This is a genomic window from Rhodococcus sp. NPDC004095 (assembly GCF_053604015.1).
Window position 1 is genome coordinate 263,365 of sequence record NZ_JBSGGS010000002.1, and the last position, 22,927, is coordinate 286,291.

Here is a 22,927-nt window from a genome sequence, read left to right on the forward strand (position 1 = left end):
CGTCGCGCGAACGGATGCGCCGCGCCGCGGGGACCCTGCTCGATCGCCACCCGAACCTGCGGGCGTGCTTCGTCGACGACGACGAGGGCGACGTGTACCAGGTCGTCGCAGGCCGAGTCTCGGTGCCGTGGCGTGAGATCGACCTGTCCGGGCTCGACGGGCCCGCGGCCGGGGAGCGGTGGCGGGAGCTGCTCGCGGAGGATCGGGCGACGCCCTTCGCGATGGACCGTGCGCCGCTGCTGCGCTTCACGCTGATCCGGACGGGCGCGGACGAGCATCGGCTCCTGCTCACCCACCACCACATCCTGCTGGACGGCTGGTCGACGCCGCTGCTGCTCGCGGAGCTGCTCACGCTGTACGGCACGGAAGGCGAACCGCCGTATGGCACGGACGGCGCGCCTGCGCCGGTGGGCGACTACCGCGACTACCTCGCGTGGCTGACCGCGCAGGACCACGAATCCGCCCTCGGCGCCTGGAACAGCGCCCTCGCGGGCGTCGACGGGCCGACGCTGCTCGTGTCGCAGGCCGAGCCGGTGCACGCTCCGCAGGCGCCGCTCGACGCCGCGGTGAGTGCGGCCGAGCCCCGGCAGGTGCGGCTGACACTGCCGGCCGACGAGACCGCGGCGCTGGTGGCGGCGGCCCGCGAACGCGGGGTGACGGTCAACACCGTCGTGCAGGTCGCCTGGGCGCTGGTGCTCGGCACGCTGACCGACCGCACCGACGTGGTCTTCGGTGCGACGGTCTCGGGTCGCCCGCCGCAGGTACCGGGGATCGAGTCGATGATCGGACTGTTCATCAACACCGTGCCGGTGCGGGTCCGGTTCGACCCCCGCGAAACCGTCGGTGAACTGCTCGACCGTGTGCAGGCCGAGCAGGCGGCGATGCTCGACCACCACCACATCGGGCTCGCCGAGATCCAGCGGGCGGCGGGTCCGGCGGCGACGTTCGACACCCTGACCGTCTTCGAGTCGTATCCCGTCGACCGCTCGGCCCTGGCACGTGACAGCGGCACCGACATCGCCGGACTGCGGGTGACGGGTGTCGAGGGCTTCGACGCCACCCACTACCCGCTGACCGTGCTGTCGAGCGTGGACGACCGCCTGCGAATGACCCTGAAGTACCGGCCCGACCGTCTCGGCCCCCTCGAGGTGGAATCGATCGCCGACCGGTTGCGGATCGCGCTCGCGACAGTCACCGACGAGACGGCGCGTCCCGTCGCCCGGGTCGACCTGCTGTCCGCCCGCGAGCGCCACACCGCCACGCCGATTCGTGGCGGCGAAGCGAGCCCGCCACGTCTGCTGCCCGAGATCCTGGTCACCGGTGCCGCGGTCGAGCCCGACCGGGTGGCAGTTCGGGCGGGGGAGGTGCAGCTGCCGTACCGGGAACTCGAGGCGGAGTCGAATCGGCTGGCGCGGTACATGATCGGTGCGGGAGTGGGGCCGGGCACGGTGGTCGCGATCGCCCTGCCGCGGTCGGTGCGGTCGGTGACGGCGGTGTGGGCGGTCGCGAAGACCGGTGCGGCGTTCGTGCCCGTTGATCCGACCTACCCACTCGACCGCGTCCGGCACATGCTCACCGATTCGGGCGCCGCGCTGGGGCTGGCCACCGCCGCCGATCGCCACCGTCTGCCGGACGGTGTCCGCTGGCTGCCGGTCGACGATCCCGGCTGCGAGGCGGACGTCGTCGCGCTTTCCGCCGAGGGCGTCGACGACGCGGAGCGGACGGGTGCCCTGCACGTCGACGACGTCGCGTACCTGATCTACACCTCGGGATCGACCGGCCGGCCGAAAGGCGTGAGCGTCACGCACCGCGGCCTGTCGGCCCTGCTCGCAACGCAGCGTGACCGTTACGCGATCCCGGCGACGGCGCGGTGCCTGCACGTGTGCTCGCCGAGTTTCGACGTCTCGGTGCTCGAACTGCTGCAGGCCGCGACCGCGGGCGCGACCCTGGTGATCGCGCCGCCCGGCGTGTACGGCGGCGCCGAGCTGGCCGAACTGCTGCGCCGCGAGCGGATCACCCACGCCTGCATCACACCTGCCGCCCTGGCCACCGTCGATCCCGACCGGCTCGACGCCCTCGACGTGCTTGTCGTCGCGGGCGACGCCATCGGTCCCGAACTGGTCGCCGACTGGGCGGCGGGACGCACGATGCTCAACGGATACGGACCGACCGAGTCGACGATCCTGACGACGATCAGTGCGCCGCTGGTGCCCGGAGCGCGGGTGCCGATCGGGGCGCCGGTGCGCGGCACCGACCTGCTCGTCCTCGACCGCTTCCTGCGGCCGGTTCCGGCCGGGGTGCCCGGCGAGTTGTACATCGCGGGCGCGGGATTGGCCCGCGGATACCACCGCCGGGCCGCGCTGACCGCCGCGCGATTCGTGCCCGATCCGCGTGGCGGGCCCGGCGCCCGGATGTACCGCACCGGTGACGTCGTCCGGTGGCGGCCGGACGGAACACTCGACTATCTGGGACGCAACGACTTCCAGGTCAAGGTGCGGGGACTGCGCATCGAGCTCGGGGAGATCGACGCGGTGGTCGCCGCTCACCCCGGGGTCGGGTTCGCCGTCACGGCAGCGCGATCACGGGAAGCCGGCGACCCGATGGTCGTGACCTATGTCGTGCCGAATTCCGCGGACGGTGTCGACGTCGCCGACGTCATCGACTTCGCGGGCAGGAGCCTGCCCGCGCACATGGTGCCGACGACCGTGGTGACGCTCGACGAGGTGCCGCTCACCCCGGTGGGCAAACTTGACCGCGCGGCGTTGCCCGAACCGGACTTCGCCTCGTTGACACCGCGATTCCGGGAACCGGGCAACGCAACCGAGGCGGGGTTGGTCACCGTGTTCGCCGACGTGACCGGTGTCGACCGGGTCGGAGTCGACGACGACTTCTTCGTGTTGGGCGGAAACTCCCTCAGCGCGACGCGGGCCGTGGCCCGCATCAACCGCGTGCTCGACACCGGGATCGGGGTGCGCGACCTGTTCGAGTGCCCGACCGCGTCCGCGCTCGCGCCGCGGTGTGCGCGCGCTGTCGCACGGCCCACGGACGAGTTGCGCACGGGCGTACGGCCCGACCGCATCCCGCTGTCGCTGGCGCAGGAACGCATGTGGTTCGTCAACCAGTTCGATCCGGCGTCCGCCGCATACAACGTGCCGATGGTGCTGCGGCTGTCGGGGAGCCTCGACGCCGCGGCCCTGCGCCGCGCGCTGACCGACGTGGTGGAACGCCAGGAAGCGTTGCGGACGGTGTTCCCGTCCCAGCCGGCCGCAGGCGTGTCCCGCCCGGCCGCAGGCCCGTCCCGGCATGCCGCCGGACCGGTCCAGGTGATGGTGCCCGCGCCCGGTGTGGTCGGGGACCTGACGCCGGAGCCGGTCCCCGCGGATCGGGTGGCCGCCCGCATCGACGAGATCGTGCACGAGGGATTCGATGTGGCACACGAGGTTCCGGTGCGGGTCCGTCTGCTTCGCACCGCGACGGACGAGCACGTTCTCGTGCTGGCGGTCCATCACATCGTGGCGGACGGCTTCTCGATCGGCCCCCTGGCTCGTGACGTCGCGACGGCGTATGCGGCACGTGTCGGCGGCGGCGCCCCGAACTGGGGGACGCTGCCCGTCCAGTACGCGGATTTCGCCGTGTGGCAGCGCTCGACACTGGGGTCGCCCGGCGACCCGGACTCGCGCATCGCCGGCGAGCTCGCCTGGTGGGAGGGCCGGCTGGCGGGGGCGCCGCCGGTGACCGGGTTGCCGTTGGACCGCCCACGGGAGATCCGGCGCTCGACGCGCGGCGGACGGGTCCCGCTGTCGGTGGGTCCCGGCGTCCACCGCGCGCTCGCCGCCCTCGCCCGCAGGCACGATTCGACGGTGTTCATGGTGGTGCACGCCGCGCTCGCCGTGCTGCTGTCCCGGGTGGGGGCCGGCCGTGACGTCGTGGTCGGCACCCCGGTCGCCGGGCGCGGCGAGGCCGAATTGGACGACCTGGTCGGCATGTTCGTGAACACCCTGGTGCTGCGAACCCTGGTCGATCCCGCGGCGTCGTTCGATGCGGTGCTCGCCGGGACACGAGACGCGGACGTGGACGCGTTCGCTCACGCCGACGTGCCGTTCGAGCGGCTCGTGGAGCGGGCGAGTTCGGCGCGGTCGACGTCGTACGCTCCGCTGTTCCAGGTGATGCTCGAGTTCCGCAACGTCGACCGCCCCGACGTGCGGCTGCCGGGACTGACGGCCCGGGTGGTCGACGTCGAGATGGGAGAGATCAAGTACGACCTGCAGTTCGGAATCGGGGAGCGGTTCGACGACTCCGGGGCGGCGGCGGGACTGACGGGCGACGTGCTGTTCGCCGCCGACGTGTTCGACGAGGCCACTGCGACGGGCCTGGCGGACATGTTCGGCCGGGTGCTCACGGCCGTCGCGGCCGATTCGTCCGTCCGTGTCGGGGACATCGACGTCACGGGCGCGTCTGCGCGCGAGGTGGTGGCGAAACTTGCGTCCGGGCCGGAACTCGCCGCACCTGCGGAGGGGACGCTGCCGGCGGTGCCGGCGAAGGCGACGCTGCCGGCGGTGCCGGCGAAGGCGACGCTGCCGGCGGTGCCGGCGAAGGCGACGCTGCCGGCGGTGCCGGCGAAGGCGACGCTGCCGGAGCTGTTCGCCGCGGCGGTCACTGCAGGCCCGGACGCGATCGCGGTGGTCGATGGGGGCACGCGGGTGACGTACCGCGAACTCGACGAGCGTTCGAACCGGTTGGCGCGCTGGCTGATCGATCGGGGCATCGGACCGGAGTCCGTGGTCGCCGTGATGATGGGACGGTCGGCCGACCTGGTGGCCGCGCTCGTCGGGGTCGCGCGGTCGGGTGCGGCCTACCTGCCGGTTGACCCGTCGTATCCGGCGGCGCGCATCGGGTTCCTGCTCGACGATGCGGCACCGGCCTGCGTGCTGGTCGACGCCGGTGTGCCGCCGGATCTCGTGGACGGGAGCGTCGGCGGCGCCGGGGCTCCGGTGGTGCGTCTCGACCGCCCGGAGATGCGTGCACAGCTGGACGCCCGGGACGCCGCGCCGGTGACCGATGCCGACCGGACCGGTCCACTGCACGCGGATTCCGTCGCGTACGTGATCTACACGTCCGGGTCGACCGGCAGACCGAAGGGCGTCGCGGTGTCCCACCGGAACGCGGTGACGCTGTTGACCGGCGCGCGCGCCGTGCTCGGCTTCGGCGGGGCCGACGTGTGGACGATGTTCCACTCGTTCGCGTTCGACTTCGCCGTGTGGGAACTGTGGGGGGCGTTGGGTTTCGGTGGCCGGTTGGTGGTCGTCGACCACGACACCGCACGATCCCCGGACGAGCTGAGACACCTGCTGGTGGCCGAGTCGGTGACGATGCTCAGCCAGACGCCGTCGGCCTTCCACCAGTTCGCGCAGGCCGATGCCGATGCCGATGCCGAGGGCGGAACCCTCGCACTGCGCTGGGTCGTGTTCGGCGGCGAGGAACTGGACGTCACCCGCCTCGCGGGATGGGTCGAGCGGCACGGTGCCTCGGTGCCGGCACTGGTGAACATGTTCGGGATCACCGAGACCTGCGTGCACGTGACGTGGCGGGTGATCGACGAAGAGACGATCGTCGGGCCGCGCCACGCCGGATCCGTGATCGGTCGCGGGCTCCCCGGGGTGCGGGTGTGGGTGCTCGACGACCGCCTGCGGCCGGTGCCGATCGGGGTGGCGGGCGAACTGTACGTGTCCGGCGCACAGGTGGCGCGCGGCTACCGGGGACGACCGGGCCTGACCGCGGGACGCTTCGTCGCCGACCCGTTCGGGGCGTCGGGCCGGATGTACCGCACCGGCGATCGCGCACGCTGGAACTCGCACGCCGAGCTCGAGTTCCTGGGGCGCGGCGACTCCCAGGTCCAGATCCGAGGGTTCCGGGTCGAGCCGGGGGAGGTCGAGTCGGCGCTGTCCGCGGTTCCGGGTGTCGCCTCCGCCGTGGTGCTCGCGCAGCCCGGGCCCGTCGACGGCGCCGCACGCCTGGTGGCCTACGTGGTCCCCGAATCCGGTGCCGACCTCGATCCGGCTGCGGTCACCGAGGCCGTCGGCCGTCGGCTGCCCGGACACATGGTGCCGTCCGTGACGACGGTCCTCGCGGAGTTCCCGATCACCGCACACGGCAAGGTCGACCGCACCGCACTTCCCGAACCGCGACCCGAGACCGTCGGCGGGCGAGCACCCCGCACCGACACCGAGCACGTGCTCGCGACCCTGTTCGCGGAGATGCTCGGCGTCGAGTCGGTCGGTGTCGACGACTCGTTCTTCGGGCTCGGTGGCGACTCGATCATGTCCATCCAGCTGGTGTCCCGCGCGAAGGCCGCGGGGGTCACCTTCACACCCCGCGACGTGTTCGAGAGCCGCACCGTCGCCGGCCTCGCCGCGGTCGCCGACCTCACCGATTCCGAGCGCGTGGTCGTGCTGCCGGAACTGCCGGGCGGCGGCGTCGGCGACCTGCCGCTCACCCCGATCATGCGATGGATGATCGAGCGCGGTGGCGACTTCCGCCGCTACTCCCAGTCGGTTCTGCTCGCCGTGCCCGGCGGAATCGACGGTGACACCCTCACCCGCGCGGTGGGCGCCGTCCTGGACCGGCACGACATGCTGCGGTCCCGGCTGCGCCCGGACGCGCGTTCGGTATCCGGGTGGCGGCTCGAGGTGCGGCCGACGGGTGCGGTGCGCGCCGACACGGTGGTGCGGCGGATCCCGCTCGACTCGGTTGCCGGAGCGGACTTCGCCGCGACCGCCCGCGGCGCACTCGAGGAGGCCGCCGACCGGCTGGACCCGGAGTCCGGCGCCATGATCCAGCTGGTGCACTTCGTCGGGCGCGACGCGGCCCGGCTGCTCGTCGTGGCCCACCATCTCGTGATCGACGGGGTCTCGTGGCGGATCCTGATCCCCGACCTCGCGCTCGCCGCTGCGCAGGCCGCGGACGGCGCGGAGCCGGACCTGCCTGCGACCGGCACGTCGATGCGCACCTGGGCGGCCGGGCTGGTGCAGGCGGCGCAGGGCCGCACCGGCGAGCTGGCACTGTGGCGGTCGGCCGTCCCCGGAACGTCGGCGGTACGCGTTGTGGGTGAACTCGATCCGTCGGTCGACGTCGTCGGCACCCTCGACCGCGTCGAGGTGGAGCTGCCTGCCGACGTGACCCGAAGCCTGACGACGACGCTGCCGCGGGTGTTCCACGGATCCGTCGACGACGGACTGCTCACCGCGCTGGCCCTCGCGCTCGTGCAGTGGCGGCGCGGCCGCGGTGTGGAGACCGACGACGTCACGGTGGCAGTGGAGGGACACGGCCGGGAGCCTCAGGTGGTGCCCGGCGCCGACCTGTCCCGCACGGTGGGGTGGTTCACGTCGATCCACCCGGTGCGGCTGGACCTGTCGGGCGTCGACATCGACGAGGCCCGCAATGGTGGTGCCGCCGCCGGTGCGGCGGTCAAGGCGGTCAAGGAACAGCTGCGCGCGGCACCGGACCACGGGATCGGGTACGGCCTGCTCCGGTACCTCGGCGACGAGACCCGGCCGGAACTGGACGGTTCGCCCGAGCCGGAGATCAGCTTCAACTACCTCGGCCGGCTCGATCGCGGCTCCGATCCGCGCGGCGACGGACACTGGCTCCCGGTGACGGAATCCGGCCTGTCCGACGCCGCGGCGGCGACCATGCCGGTGGCCTTCGCGATCGACGTCAACGCGATGACGGTGCCCGGCCCGGACGGCCCCCGGATCAAGGTCACGTGGGCCTTCCCGCGCCGCGTGCTCGATGCGAACGAGATGGAACGGCTGGCGCAGGAGTGGATCGTCGCTGCAAGGGCGATTGCCGCCCAGGCGAACGCGCCGGGTGCGGGCGGGCGGACGCCGTCGGATCTGGCGCTGGTGCACCTGGACCAGTCCACGATCGAGCGGTTCGAGGAGCGGTTCCCGTCACTGTCCGACGTGTGGCCGCTGACTCCGATGCAGCGCGGCATGTTCTTCCACGCCGAACTCGCCGACACCTCGCTGGACGCGTACCTGGTGCAGCTGCTCCTCACCCTCGGCGGCGACGTCGACTCCCGGCGCCTGCAGCGAGCGGTCCAGGCCGTGGTCGACCGGCACGCGAACCTGCGGACGGCGTTCGTGCGCGCCCCGGACGGGGAGGCCGTGCAGATCGTCCAGGACGGCGTGGCCGCGCCGTGGACGGAGACGGATCTGCGCGCGTCCACCGACCAGTCGGCGGCGGCGCGGTTCGGTGAGATCCTCGCCGAGGACCGCACCCGTCCGTTCGCCATGGCGACACCGCCGCTGCTGCGAATCCGTCTGGTGCGCTTGCCCGACGGAACGTGCCGGCTGGTGCTGACCAACCACCACATCCTGCTCGACGGGTGGTCGACACCGCTGCTGCTCGCGGAGCTCGTCAGCCTCTACGCCACCGACGGCGACCCGTCCGCGCTGCCGCCGGTACGGCCGAACCACGGCTATCTCGCATGGCTCGCGGCGCAGGACCGCTCGGCGGCGCTGCACGCGTGGGCCGACGCCCTCGGCGGACAGGACGAGCCCACTCTGCTCGTCCGTGAGGGCTCCGCCACGACCGCACAGTCCACCCCGTCCCTGGACGTGCCGTACGAGTTGGACGTGGCGGCGACCGGGCGACTGCGCGCCCTCGCGCAGGAACGCGGGGTGACGCCGGCCACCGTCGTCTCGGTCGGATGGGCGATCGTCCTCGGACTCCTCACCGGCCGCGACGACGTCGTGTTCGGCGCCACCGTGTCCGGGCGGCCCCCGCACGTGCCCGGCATCGAATCGATGATCGGATTGTTCATCAACACGGTGCCGGTCCGGATCCGGCTCGACGCCGCGGAGACACTGGGTGCGCTGCTCGACCGGGTGCAGGCGGAGCAGGCGTCTCTGCTCGATCATCACCACGTCGGGCTCACCGACATCCAGCGTGAATCGGGACCGGGTGCCGGCTTCGACACGCTCACCGTCTTCGAGTCCTACCCCGTGCCCGGCGAGCTGTCCGCGACCACCGACATCGCGGGGATGCACGTGATCGGCATCGAGGTCCGCGACTCCGCCCACTACCCGCTGAGCGTGGTCGCTTCCGCGACCGACCGGCTCCGCCTGACGATGAAGTTCCGCCCGGACCTCGTGGGCCGGACCGTGGTCGACGCCGCCGCCCGCCGGCTCCTGCACGTCCTGCGCGCGATCGGTGCCGATCCGGGTCGGCGCCTGGCCGCGCTGGACCTGCTGACGGCCGGCGAACGCCGGATGCTGGCGCCGGTACGGGGAGCGCCGCGCAGCGCCGCCCGTACCCTTCCGGAGATCCTCGCGGACGCGGCGGCCCGCAACCCCGACGCGGTCGCGCTGGTGTCCGGGGACCGGAGGCTCACCTACGCGGACCTCGACGCCCGGTCCAACCGGCTGGCGCGGGCGCTGACCGCCCGCGGTGCGGGACCGGAAACCTATGTGGCACTCGGAATTCCCAGGTCCATCGAGTCGGTCCTCGCGATGTGGGCGGTGGCCCGGACCGGGGCCGCATTCGTCCCGGTGGACCCGGACTATCCCGCCGAGCGGGTCGAGCACATGCTCGCCGACTCCGGTGCCGGCGTCGGGCTCACGGTCGCCGCACATCGGCACCGGCTGCCCGACACGCTGCCGTGGCTGACGCTCGACGACCCCGCGTTCGCGGCGGACTGCGAATCCAGATCGGCGGCGCCGGTGACCGATGCGGAGCGCACGGCGCCTCTGCGCATCGACAACCCGGCATACCTGATCTACACGTCCGGCTCCACGGGCCGGCCGAAGGCGGTCACGCTGACCCATCGGGGCCTGGCGAACTACGCGGACGAACAGCGGGATCGGTGCGCGGTGACCGGGGACTCCCGGACGTTGCACTTCTCGTCGCCCAGCTTCGACGTCTCGCTGCTCGAATACCTGCTGTGTTTCGCGGCGGGCGCGACCATGGTGATCGTGCCCCGCACCGTGTACGGCGGCGCGGAACTGACCGCGGTGCTGAGGGAGCAGCGCGTCACCCACGCCTTCATCACGCCCGCCGCCCTCGCCTCGATCGACCCGACCGGGCTCGACGACCTGCAATGCGTGATGGTCGGCGGGGAGGCGTGGCCGCCGGATCTGATCACGGACTGGATGCCGGGGCGGCGCGTCCTCAACGTGTACGGGCCGACCGAGACCACGATCGTCGTGAACGCCGAGGACTGTGTGCCGGGGGTCGCACCGATTCCGCTGGGCGGGCCGATCCGCGGCGTCGCCGAGGTGATCCTGGACGCACGACTGCAGCCGGTGCCGGTGGGTGTCGAGGGCGAGGTCTACATCGCCGGTCCCGGTCTGGCCCGCGGCTACCACCGCCGGGCCGCGACGACCGCCGGTCGATTCGTCGCCGACCCGTTCGGCGCGGCGGGCGGGCGGATGTACCGCACCGGCGACGTCGGGGTGTGGACCCAGGAGGGGAAGCTCGAGTACCGCGGGCGCAGCGACTTCCAGGTGAAGGTCCGGGGGTTCCGTATCGAACTCGGCGAGATCGACGCCGTGCTCGCGGCACACCCCGACGTGCGCTTCGCAGTGACACTCGGCCGCCCCGGGCCGGGCGGTGAGACCGTCCTGGTCTCCTATGTCGCCGCCGCCGACGGCCGGGACGTCGCCGTCGACGACCTCCGGGCACGGTTGTCCGCGCACGTCCCCGACTTCATGGTGCCGACATCGATCGTGGTGCTCGACGACATCCCGCTCACCCCGACCGGGAAGCTCGACCGCCGCGCGCTGCCCGATCCCGCGTCGGGCCGGACAGCGGCCGAGTTCAGGCCGCCGACCAACCCGGTCGAGGAGGCGGTGACCGCGGTGTTCGCGACGGTGCTCGGGGCGGACCGCGTCGGGACCGGGGACGACTTCTTCGAACTCGGCGGCAATTCACTGTCCGCGACCCGTGCGGTCGCGCGGCTCCGGGAGACCCTGGGCATCGAACTGGGTGTCCGCGAGCTCTTCGCAGCGCCCACCGCGGCGGCACTCGCCGAGCGCATCGAGCACGGGGCGGCGGGCGCGTCCGGACGGCCCGTCCTGGAGGCGACCGGACGGCCCGACGAGATCCCGCTGTCGCCGGCGCAGCAGCGGATGTGGTTCATCAACCGGTTCGACCCGGCCTCGCCCGCCTACAACGTCCCGCTCGTGGTGCGCCTGTCCGGTGCCCTCGACGCCCCGGCCCTCGATGCGGCCCTGTCCGACGTCGTCGACCGGCACGAGTCGTTGCGCACCGTGTTCCCGATCGGGCGCGACGGCCCGGTGCAGCGGATACTCCCGGCGGCCGAGGCCGCGCCGGTCCTGCGGCCGGTGCCGGTCGCAGGCGAGGAGGAGCTGGCCCGGCGGATCCACACCGAGGTGTCCGCCGGGTTCGACGTCACCACCCGCGTGCCGGTCCGCGGTGCGCTGTTCGCGCTCGGTGCCGAGGAACACGTCCTGGTCCTGGTGGCGCACCACATCTCGGTCGACGGATTCTCGATGGGACCGCTGTCCCGGGACCTGGTCCGCGCGTATGCGGCGCGGGTGGCGGGCCGCGCACCCGAATGGTCGCCGTTGGCGGTGCAGTACGCCGACTACACGCTGTGGCAGCGCCGGATGCTCGGCGACGCCGACGACCCCGGGTCGCTGGCCGCCCGGCAGCTCGACCACTGGACGTCGACGCTCGCGGGGGCGCCCGATCTCCTGGGTCTGCCGACGGATCGCCCGCGCCCGCTCCAGCAGTCGTTCCGCGGCGCCCGAACGGGTTTCGCGATCGAGCCGCAGCTGCACCGCAGGCTCGAGGAGTTCGCGCGGCGTCACGGCACGAGCGTGTTCATGACCGTGCACGCGGCGCTCGCGGTGTTGCTGAGCCGTCTCGGCGACACCGACGACATCGTGATCGGCACCCCGATCGCGGGCCGTGGCGAACCGGCGCTCGACGACCTGGTCGGCATGCTCGTCGGCACGCTCGCGTTGCGTACCCGGATCGATGCGGCGCAGTCGTTCTCCGATCTGGTGGCCGCGGTGCGCGAGGTCGACCTGGGTGCGTTCGGGCACGCCGACCTGCCGTTCGAACGCGTGGTGGAGGCGCTCGATCCGCCGCGGTCGACGGCATACTCTCCGATCTTCCAGGTGGCATTGGAGTTCCAGAACGACACGAGGACCCGCCTCGACCTGCCCGGGCTGACGGTCGAGGGGCTCGCCACACCCTCCGGTGTGGTGAAGGAGGACCTCGAGTTCGTGCTCGCGGAGCAGTTCGACGCGGCGGGCGCCCCGGCAGGCATCGCCGGGAGCATCGAGTACGCGACCGATCTGTTCGACGGCGACACGGTGCGAGGTTTCGCCGAACGGTTCCTCCGGACACTCGAATCCGCGCTCGCCGATCCCCGCGCCGCGGTCGGGGACATCGCGATCCTGCGCGACGACGAACTGCGCGACCTCGCTCCGGCCCGGGGCGCCCCCGACGCCCCGGAGCTGCTCCTGCCCGCGTTGTTGACCCACGCCGCGCACGACCCGGAGGCCGTCGCGGTCGCCGGCGACGGCATCGAGGTGACGTACGGAGAGCTGGATCGGCGGTCCAACCGGTTGGCGCGGCTCCTGATCGGCCGCGGCGTCGGTCCCGAGCGCTATGTCGCACTGGGGCTGTCGCGGTCGCCCGAGTCCGTGCTCGCGGTGTGGGCGGTCGCGAAGACCGGGGCGGCGTTCCTGCCGGTCGATCCGGGATACCCGGCGGAGCGGATCGAGCACATGCTCGGCGATTCCGGGGCCGTGCTCGGGGTGACCGTGGCCGGAGCGCGCGATCGGCTGCCGGACGGCGTCGACTGGGTGGTGCTCGACGATCCCGGCACGGTGAGGTCCGTCGCGGCACTGCCGGACGCGCCGATCGCCGACGCAGAGCGGACCCGGCCCGTCCGAGTCGACCACCCCGCGTACCTGATCTACACGTCGGGGTCGACCGGCATCCCGAAGGGCGTCGTCCTCACCCACAGTGGTCTGGCGAACCTCGCCCGCGAGGAGCGCACCCGTCTCGGCGTCACCCCGGACGCCCGCACCCTGCACTTCGCGTCCCCGAGCTTCGACGCATCGGTGTTCGAGATCGTGATGGCGCTGAGCGCGGGCGCGACGACGGTGATCGTCCCGCCCGACGTCCACGGTGGCGCCGAGCTGGCCGAGGCCCTCGAAACCGGGCGCATCACCCACGGTTTCGTCACGCCGACCACCCTGGCGTCGGTGGAGCCCGCGGGGCTCGGCACGCTCCGCGCGCTGGTCGTCGCGGGTGAACAGTGCCCGCCGGAACTGGTGGAGCAGTGGGCTCGGGACCGCACCATGCTCAACGCATACGGTCCCACCGAGACCACGATCATGGCGAACATCAGCGACCCGATGGTTCCCGGTGCGCCGATCACATTCGGTGGACCGATCCGCGGCGTGTCCGAGATGGTCCTCGACTCGCGTCTGCACCCGGTGCCGTCCGGTGTGGTCGGCGAGCTGTACGTCGCGGGGCGGGCACTCGCCCGCGGCTACCACCGCAGGCCCGCGCTGACATCCGGCCGGTTCGTCGCCGACCCGTTCGGCAGGCCGGGGGAGCGGATGTACCGCACCGGCGACCTGGTCCGCCGACGGACCGACGGCACGCTCGAGTACATCGGCCGCAGCGACTTCCAGGTGAAGGTTCGCGGTTTCCGCGTCGAACCCGCCGAGATCGATGCGGTTCTCGCCGCGCAGCCGGGCGTCGGGTTCGCGGTGACGATCGCGCGCACCGGACCGGCAGGGGACTCTCTGCTGTGCTCCTACGTGGGTGCGATCGGGACCGCCCGTGTCGAGCCCGTCGAGCTCCGTCGCGCTGTGGCGCAGCGACTTCCGCGCCACATGGTCCCGGCGACGGTCACGGTGCTCGACCGGATCCCGACCACCGCCACCGGCAAACTCGACCGGGACGCGCTGCCGATGCCGCAGTTCACCTCGGCCGCCTACCGGGAGCCAGCCGGTCCGGTGGAGGAGGCGGTCGCAGGTGCGTTCGCCACCGTGCTCGGAGTGGAGAGAATCGGCGCCGACGACAGCTTCTTCGACCACGGTGGCAACTCGCTACTGGCGACCCGTGTGGTGACCGATCTCCGCGAGTGCCTCGGACGGGACGTCCCGTTGCAGATGCTCTTCCTCGATCCGACGCCGGCAGGACTCTCGCGCCGAATCGGTGAGACGGCCGCCGCGACCGTGGAGGACGCGCTCCGGATCGTGATCCCGCTGCGCGGCACCGGAACCGGCCGCCCACTGTTCTGTGTTCATCCCGGAATCGGGTTGTCCTGGGGGTACACCGGGCTGGTCCGGTACCTGCCCGCCGAACGACCCGTGTACGGCCTGCAGCTGCCCGCGATCACCGGAGGTCCGGCCTACGGATCGATCGAGGCGCTCGCGCGCCGGTACGTCGACGAGATCCGCGCCATCGCCCCCGAGGGGCCGTACGACCTGCTCGGGTGGTCCCTCGGCGGCGTCCTCGCCCACGCGATGGCCGTCGAACTGCAGCGGCAGGGTGAGTCCGTCTCGACCCTGGCGCTCATGGACAGCTACCCGGACGACGGCTCCGACCCGCTGCTCGGACGGCTCGAGCTGGCCGACCTGCTGCGTGGTCTCGGGCTGGACATCGGCGCTTCCGAGGAGCACGGGGACCTGACCTACGACTCCGCGGCGCGCATTCTCGGCGACTTCCTGGGCAGCGGCGGGATCACCGCGGCGCACCTGGAGCGGATCAACGACGGCTACGCGAACTCGCGGCTGCTGGTGCACCGCTTCGTGCCCGGCGTGTACGACGGCGACCTGCTGGTGTTCCCGGCCGGGCGCGGGCAGGACGGGGGTACCGTGCGATCGGCGCAGGAGTGGCGGCCACTCGTCACCGGGGCCATCGACGAGTGCCTCGTCGACTGCGGGCACAACGAGATGATCGAGCCGTCGTCGCTGGCCGTGATCGGTCCGGCGCTGGCCGCCCGCCTCGAAGGTCGAACCTGAGCCTCGGGAGCGGCCGCCCGGATCACCGCGCGTGGGCGCGGCGGGCGCCTCGCTTTCGTTCCCGGGCAAGGTCCCAGAGGTAGTGGTCGAAGTCGACCTCCATCGTGTGGCGGGGCGAGGCGTAGAACTGCCGCTTGTTGCGTTCGTGCTCGGCCGTCATCTGTGCGCGGATCTCGCCCTCCGGCGGCGGCAGGTACCGGCCGGTGAGGATCTCGGTGATCCACGCGCTCTGGGCCTCGGCGAGCGGCATCACCGCGCCGACCGGTTGCAGGAGCCCCAGGAAGTACAGGCCCGGCAGGTCCGGGTGCACGGTCCGCTTCCACAACGGCAGATCGTTGTCGCGGGCCCGGATCAGATCCGGGTCGAGGAACGGGAAGCTCACCCGGTAGCCGGTGGCCCACACGATCAGGTCCGCTCGCGATCTGCTTCCGTCGGTGAAAACCACTGTGTCACCGTCGAATCGCGCGATTCCGGGGCGTGGGGTGATCGCGCCTGCCTTCAGGCGCGCACGCAGTTGCTCGGACTGCACCGGATGCGCCTGACCCGGCCGGTGCGCCGGCCGCGGCAGGCCGTACCGGGTGAGGCTCCCGGACGCGACCGCGCCGATCCGCAGCCTGGCCGCCGTCACCCACCACGGCATCCAGCCGGGCAGCGCGACCTGGTCGGCCGCCCGGCCGAACAGCATCTTGCGCAGCACCCAGTGGCTGCGGCGCACCGACAGCGTGGTGCTGCTGCCGACCCTCGACGCGTCGACCGCGATGTCCAGGCCCGAGTTGCCCATGCCGACGACCACGACGTCCCGGCCGGCGAGCTGGTCGGCGCTGCGGTAGTCGTGGGAGTGGATCTGCGTTCCCGTGAAGGTGCCCGGGTAGGCGGGCTCGGGCCACCGCGCGTCCCAGTGGTGGCCGTTCGCGACGAGGACGGCGTCGTAGGTGCCGACGTGCTCGCCGGCCGGACCGGTCGTGTGCACCGACCAGGTACCGTCCGGGTTGCGCGTGACGTGCCGGACGGTGGTGTCGAAGGTGATGGTGTGCCCGAACCCGAAATGGTGGACGTACGAGTCGAAGTAGGCGCGGACCTGGTCGTGTCGCGCGTACGGCGGGTAGTGGGCCGGCATCGGGAAGTCCGAGTAGGCCATGCGTGGGCAGGAGGTGTTGATCTCCAACGATTCGTAGCAGGCGGACTGGTCGTTCGGGTTGTCGTAGACCCAGTTGCCGCCGATCACGCTGCCCTTCTCGAAGCAGTCGAACGGGATCCCGGCGAGATAGAGGGCCTTCGCCGCGGCGATGCCCGACGATCCGGCACCGATGACGCAGACGCGGGGGAGGGACTCGTCGGCCGGGACGGGAGCGGTCACCGGCGGGGCGCGATGTCCGGGTTTCACCAGGTAGGCCACGAGGACCATGGTGACACGTGAGGCGCGGCCCGGACACGGCTTCGGGCCGTTCCGGGGTCCTTCGTCGTGACGGTGGTGCGTCGATGAAGCGTGCGCCCTGCCGCGATCACCCGGCAGGATCCGTAGGTCTCGCGGTGGGGCGCGGTCCTGTGGAGCAGACCACGCGCCCCGCGCGATGCCCATCGGCCGTTCAGTTCGCCGCCGGCGTGATGTTCTGGTTGACGTGGAAGACGTTTTCCGGGTCGTAACGGCGCTTGACCTGGGCCAGCCGGTCGTAGTTGCCGCGGTAGGCGGCCCGGACACGGTCCCGGCCCTCGTCCATCAGGAAGTTGACGTAGGCGCCGCCCGCGGACGTCGGGTGCAGGTCCGTCCAGTAGTCCTTGGCCCACCTGGTGATGGTGTCGGCGTTCGCGGGGTCGGGATCGACGCCGACGATCACGCCGGCCCAGCCGCCGTCCCGGTAGGCGAACGAGGTGTCGTCGTCGGAGACGCGGGCGGCGGCGCCGTCGATCGGGTACATGTGCATCGTCGAATGCCCGGTCGGGAGCTGTGCACCGAACCTCTCGTGCACCCCGATCGCCGTGTCGCTGATCTCCTGGAAGAAGTCTGCCCGCCAATACCACTGCAGCCCAGCGGGATACAACGCATCGAAGGCGCTCTGCAGTGCGGTGAACGGCAGCTCGTGCACGCCGACCAGCATCGGGTCACCGAAGCTGCGGACCGGTTCGAGAACCTGGTCGGCGCGATCGTGCGGACCGGTGTAGCACCACACGATGCCGCACGCCTTGCGACCCCACAGTTCCTCCGGGAACGGCGGCGCAGGTGGGACGGTGAGCACCGAGATCCAGCCGCTGAGCTCCTCGGGCAGCGCGGGCATCAGTTCCCGATACCAGCGCATCACGGCGTCCGTGTCGGCGATGTCGTAGAGGACGGGCCCGCCGATGACGATGCCGTGTTCGCCGATGTCGTGGCAGCGGAACGTGAACGAGGTGACGACCCCGAAGTTGCCGCCGCCGCCGCGCAGTGCCCAGAACAGGTCCGGGTGGTTGTCGGCGTCGGCGTGGACGAAGGTGCCGTCGGCCAGGACGACGTCGGCGCCGAGCAGGTTGTCCACGGTGAGGCCGAACCGCCGGGACAGGTAGCCGATCCCGCCGCCGAGGGTCAGTCCGCCGACACCGGTCGAGGCGAGAAAGCCGGACGGGGTGGCCATCCCGAACGCGACGGTCGCGTGGTCGACGTCGCCCCACACACAACCGCCGTCGACACGGACGGTGTGGTGCTCGGGATCGACGGTGACGCTGTGCATCTGCGACAGGTCGATGACCAGCGCGTCGTCCCACACGCCGAGACCGCCGGCATTGTGGCCGCCGCCGCGCACGGCGAGTTCGAGTCCGTTCTTCCGCCCGTACCGCACGCAGGCCACGACGTCCGCTGCGTCACGGCAGTACGCGACGGCGGCGGGCCTGCGGTCGATCATCGCGTTGTAGACGGCACGGGACCGGTCGTAGTCGGGATCGCTCGGGGTGACGAGCCGACCACGGAGCGCGGCCGCGAGTTCGGAGTGGTCGAGTGTGGTGGTCATGACGAATCGGTCCTTCGGGGTGGGGTGTCCGTGGGTCGGACGCCATGTGACCGACGCTAGGAAGCCGGCGTTCGCGGAGCGTTCGGCCCGTCACGGGCGGTCCCGAACGGTGCGTTCGAGTTCGTCCCGCCGGCGCAGCACCTCCGGCACCCACCACAGTTCGCTCCGGGCGCGGGCCGCAGTCAGCGCGGCGTCGATCACCGCGTGCGCCGAGTCCAGCCGCCCCGCCCGGACGTGCAGGTCGGCGAGGAGGGAGAGCCAGTACGGCATCCGCGCGAACGCCCCGGTCGCACGCAGACGGTCGATGCCGTCCGTCGCGAGGTCCAGCCGCGACCGCGACCACCCGTCGAGGACCAGTGCCCACTCCCGGTAGTAGGCGAATCCGTACCGCTCGCACAACGACCGCAGTTCGGTGACCGTCTCGCGTAGCCCGGTCGGTTCGCGGCACAACTGGGCGGTGACCGCGCCGTACGCCAGCGCCACCGCCAGGCTGTACGGCTGGTCGACGTCGCGGGCCAGTGCGATCGCCGAGGCCGCCGCCTCCCGTGCCTCGACGCAGCGCCCCTGTAGTGCCTGGGCGTGCGCGGACCAGGCCCGGGCGTGCACGTCGAATCGGGCCCCCACCCACAGGGTGCGCGCCCCGCCGCTCAATTCGTCCGCCGCCGCGAAGTGCCGCAGGGCCTCGTCCGGGTGCGCGAGTGTCACCGCGGCCCCGCCACACGCGAAGTGTGCGGCGCCGGAGGCGTCGGGATCCGCGAGGTCCTCGGCGATCGTGAGCGCCCGTGCCGCGACCGCAGCGGCCTCGGGATTTCGCCCCTGCACGAAACGCGACGACCACAGCCCGACCAGCCCTGCGACGAGCGACGCCCGGTGACCGAGACGCTCAGCGAGGGCCACCGCCCGTTCGAGGACCTCCTGCAGTTCCGGCGACGCGTAGCCGCGGGAGGCGGTCAGCGGCGCCGCCGACGCCTCCAGGACCATCAGCTCCCGGCGCCGTGTCGCCGCGCTGTCCGGCGCGGCCCGGACGGCCGCCGCCGCGGACCGGTGCAGCCGGATGGCCTCCTCGTACGAGAAGGTCGCCGACGCGATCTCGGCCGCCCGCAGATAGTGGGGGACCGCGCGGTCGGGTCGGCCGCCGAGGTCGTACTGGCGCGCGAGCTGGGCACTGAACGGGTCGGGGTCGTCGGCGTGCAGCAGTTCGAGCCCCTGCGCGAGGCGCCGGTGCAGCAGCCACCGGTGCGGTGGGTCGATCCGCGCGTAGGCGGCGTCCCGCAGGAGGTCGTGGGTGAAGTCGTAGCCACGTCCGGTCTCGCGCAGGATCCGATGCCGCCACAGGGCGTCGACCGCGCGGACCACGGCGGGCGGGTCGAGGTCACCGGCCTCGACCAGCAAGTCGAGGGTGACGTCCCGGCCTGCGGCCGCGGTGAGCCCCGCGATCGCCTCGGCGTCCGGACCGGCCCGGGTCAGCCGGGCGTCGAGGACCTCACCCAAACGTTCCGCGGGCACGGTGGAGGTCCCGCCGGACGTCGGTCCACCCGCGCGCATCGCCTCCACGAGGTAGAGCGGGAACCCCCCGGTGCCGGCGTGGAGCACGGCATGGTCCGCATCGGACAGATCGCGGCCTGCGAGGGCGTCGGCGAGCCGGGCGCTCGCGTCGGGGCCGAGCGGGGCGAGGGCGAGTTCGGTGACCGGGATGCCGTCCCGCAGCCGGGCGAGCCGATGCGCGAGTTCGGGCGGTTCGCCGCGTGTCGTCGCGGCGACGAGCAGCGGTGCGCGCGGATTCGCCGTGACGAGATACCCGAGAAAGTCGAGGGTCTCCGGGTCGCACCACTGCAGGTCGTCGACGACGAGCAGGGTCCGTCGCCCACCGGCGAGCAACGCCAGGGCCAGGGCGTCGACGAACCGGTGCCGTCGCCACGCGTCCGCCATCCCGATCGGGGTGTTCGTGGCCGCACGGTCACCGGTACCGGTCAGCCGATCGACCTCGCCGCGCACCCCGGGGTCGAGGCCGGCCACCCGGCCCGCGATCGCCGGTTCCCGCAGCCAGTCCGCGACCGGAGCGAGCGGCAACCTGCCTGCGGCCGCGAAGCACCGGCTGCGGGCGACCAGCGTGCCCTGCCGGCGCACCCGACGCGTCAGCTCGGCCACGAGGCGGGTCTTTCCGACCCCGGCGTCACCCCGGACCACGACGAGTTCGGCGTGCCCGGCGCCGGCCCGCTGCCACACCGCGTCGAGGTCGGCGAGTTCGGTGTCGCGACCGACGAGCGGTGCCGCACGGCTTCCGGTGGGCGGCGGTGCGCGATCCGGTTCGCCGCGCTCGGCCCGTGGACCCAGCAGCCGCTCGAACGCCGACCGGGTGGCGGGGTCGGGATCGACGCCCAGCTCCCGCTCGAGGACGGCCGCGCAGCGGTGGTACGTGCGGACCGCGCCGGCGCGGTCACCGAGTTCGGCCTGCAGCGACATCAGTGTCCGGTACCCGGATTCCTCCAGGGGCCGCAGCGCGACCCGCCGGCGCGCGATCTGGATCGCCCCGGGAAGGTTCCCGGTGCGGGCGCGGACGTCGACCAGCAGGTCACACAGCTCGACGCACCGCTGTTCCAGGTCGTTCCGCGTGTCGGCGGCCCAGTCGCCCTCGCCGGCGGGCAGGAACGGCCCCCGGTACAGGTCCACCGCAGTGGCGGCGTGCGCGTCGGTCGCGTCGTCGTCACCGTGCTCGGCCGCGGCCCGGGCCGCGCCGGATTCGCGGGCGAACACGCGGGCGTCGACGCGCACGCCGTCGGTGTCGCGCCAGCACAGGTCGGTGGCGGACACGACCAGGGACGGCGCGTCGTGCAGCGTGCGGCGCAGGTGGTGCAGTTCGCGGCGCAGGTTCGTCAGTGCCTGACCGTCCGGGGAGTCGGGCCAGAACGTCGCCGCGATGCGCTGTCGCGGCTGCGGAATCCCGGCGTGTGCGACCAGATACGCGAGCAGCTCCACCGCGCGCGGCGACCTGGACACGGCGTCCCCGGACTCCGTGTCGATGATCGCCTGTTCGCCCAGGAGGGCGACGTGCAGCATGGCGCAGCCTCCTGGGAGTTCAGGGTAGCCGCGCCGCCGCCCGCACACCCCGGCCCCGACGCACGGGATTCGGCGATCACCTCACGGCGTCCGAACCGGGACGCGGCGCGTCACGACGACCGATGCGTCCGTTCCGGTCGAGCTCCAGGGTGACATCGACACCGAGCCCGTCCAGAAACTCGTCGTCGTGGCTGACGACCAGAATCGCACCGCGGTAGCCGTCGAGTGCCTCGGTGAGCTGCTCGACGCTGGAGATGTCGAGGTTGTTCGTCGGCTCGTCGAGAATCAGCAGTTGCGCGGGTGGCTCGGCCAGCAGCAGCGTGGCGAGTGACACGCGAAAGCGTTCACCACCGGAGAGCGTGGCGACGGGCCGGTCGACGCTGCTACCGCGGAGCAGCAGGCGGGCGAGCTGATTGCGGATCGTGGCGACGGGTGTTCCGGGCGCGACCTCCCGAACGTTCTCCAGTGCGCTCGCGGCTTCGTCGAGGTTGTCGAGTCGCTGAGGCAGGTACCCGACCCGGTCGGTGAGCAGCGCACCGTGCGCGCGCCCCGAGAGTGCGGCGGTCCCGCGGACGAGTTGTTCGAGCAGTGTCGACTTCCCGGCGCCATTGGGGCCGACGAGCGCGACGCGCTCGGGTCCCTGGATCACGATCGTCCGGTCTCCGTCGTGGAACTCGGCGAGGCGTCGGCCCCGCGGCACGTCCGGGTCGGGGAGAGTGAGGTGGATGTGTTCGTCTCGCCGCACGCGAGCGCCGGCCGCATCGGCGGCCGCCTGTGCGGCGGCGACCTTGTCGTCGAGTGTCGAACGCATCGTCCCGGCGGAGGCCTGTGCCCTGCTCGCGCGGTTTCCGGCGAGGATCCGGGGGATACCGCCGTCCTTCTGGGTCTTCTTCGCAGTGCGTTCACGTCGGGCCAGCTTGGTCTCGGCCTCGGTTCTCTGACGTCGCTCGACCTTGAGTGCCTGTTGGGCCGAGCGGGCCTCCTGCACGGCGGCGGCCTGCTGCTGCTCGACATGCTCCTTCCACGCGCTGTACGGGCCGCCGAAAGTCTCGAGATCGGCGCTGTGCAGTTCGGTCGTGTTCTCCATGCGTTCGAGCAGTTCCCGGTCGTGGCTGACCACGACGAGAGTGCCGGGCCACGAGTCGACGAACTCGGCGAGCTTCGCGCGGGTGGGACGGTCGAGGTTGTTCGTGGGCTCGTCGAGCAGGGTGATCGGGGTGCGGCGGATCCGCAGGCCGGTGACGGCGATGAGCATTGCCTCCCCGCCGGAGATCTCGTCCACGCGACGGTCGAGATCCGCAGCGGTGAAGCCGATCTCGTGCAGGCCCTCGTCCGCACGCGACTCGATGTCCCAGTCGTCGCCGATCGCGCGGAAGTGCCGCTCGTCGACGTCGCCGGACTCGATCGCGCGGAGGGCGGCGCGGATGCCGTCGATTCCGAGGAGTTCCGCGACGGTCGTGTCCTTCCCCAGCGTCAGCGTCTGCGGCAGGTAGCCGACGTCGCCGGCCGTGTCGATCCGCCCCGACGTGGGAGCGAGGCGGCCGGCGACGAGGCGAAGCAGGGTGGACTTTCCGGCACCGTTGCGGCCGACGAGGCCGGTGCGTCCGGGCGTGAAGGTGCCGCTCACGTTGTCGAGAGCGGTTGTGCCGTCCGGCCATTGGAATGTGACGTTCTTCAGGGTGACGGCGGACTTCATGGACATGATCGGGGATCTCCTTCGGCGGCTGTGGCTGATCAGCAGTGCTGATGGAAGCGACCGATCACGGGACGTCGTGGAGGAACCGGGCACATGCCCGGACGCGCACGCCGGCAACGCAAGCCGAACGGAACCGTCGTGGCGCGACACAGCCGGACGGACCGGGACAGCCGACATCG

5 protein-coding genes (1 of these 5 cut by a window edge) are annotated in these 22,927 nt (G+C 72.3%); 1 reads left to right on the forward strand and 4 read right to left on the reverse strand.

Annotated elements, in window-relative coordinates:
* Positions 1–15,017, forward strand: partial view of a non-ribosomal peptide synthase/polyketide synthase gene (locus ACWEPG_RS04385; protein ID WP_452593963.1) — the 3' portion only. 12,193 nt of this gene lie to the left of the window's left edge; 15,017 of the gene's 27,210 nt are visible here — the last part of the coding sequence; its start codon lies beyond the left edge, outside the window; its stop codon occupies positions 15,015–15,017.
* Between the two features lie 22 nt (positions 15,018–15,039).
* On the opposite strand, the gene ACWEPG_RS04390 is transcribed toward ACWEPG_RS04385, so the two are convergent.
* The 4 genes from ACWEPG_RS04390 to ACWEPG_RS04405 form a co-directional block, all read right to left on the reverse strand.
* Positions 15,040–16,413, reverse strand: coding sequence for a flavin-containing monooxygenase (locus ACWEPG_RS04390; protein WP_452593964.1), 1,374 nt, complete (start codon positions 16,411–16,413; stop codon positions 15,040–15,042).
* A gap of 190 nt (positions 16,414–16,603) precedes the next feature.
* Positions 16,604–17,995: an FAD-binding oxidoreductase gene (locus ACWEPG_RS04395; protein ID WP_450113715.1), complete on the reverse strand. Its 1,392-nt coding sequence runs from the start codon at positions 17,993–17,995 to the stop codon at positions 16,604–16,606.
* Between the two features lie 90 nt (positions 17,996–18,085).
* Complete coding sequence (locus ACWEPG_RS04400) at positions 18,086–21,052, reverse strand: ATP-binding protein (RefSeq protein ID WP_452593965.1); 2,967 nt, start codon at positions 21,050–21,052, stop codon at positions 18,086–18,088.
* Positions 21,053–21,128: 76 nt separating this feature from the next.
* Positions 21,129–22,754, reverse strand: a complete 1,626-nt coding sequence (locus ACWEPG_RS04405; RefSeq protein ID WP_450113713.1) for an ABC-F family ATP-binding cassette domain-containing protein — start codon at positions 22,752–22,754, stop codon at positions 21,129–21,131.
* Positions 22,755–22,927: the final 173 nt, after the last annotated feature.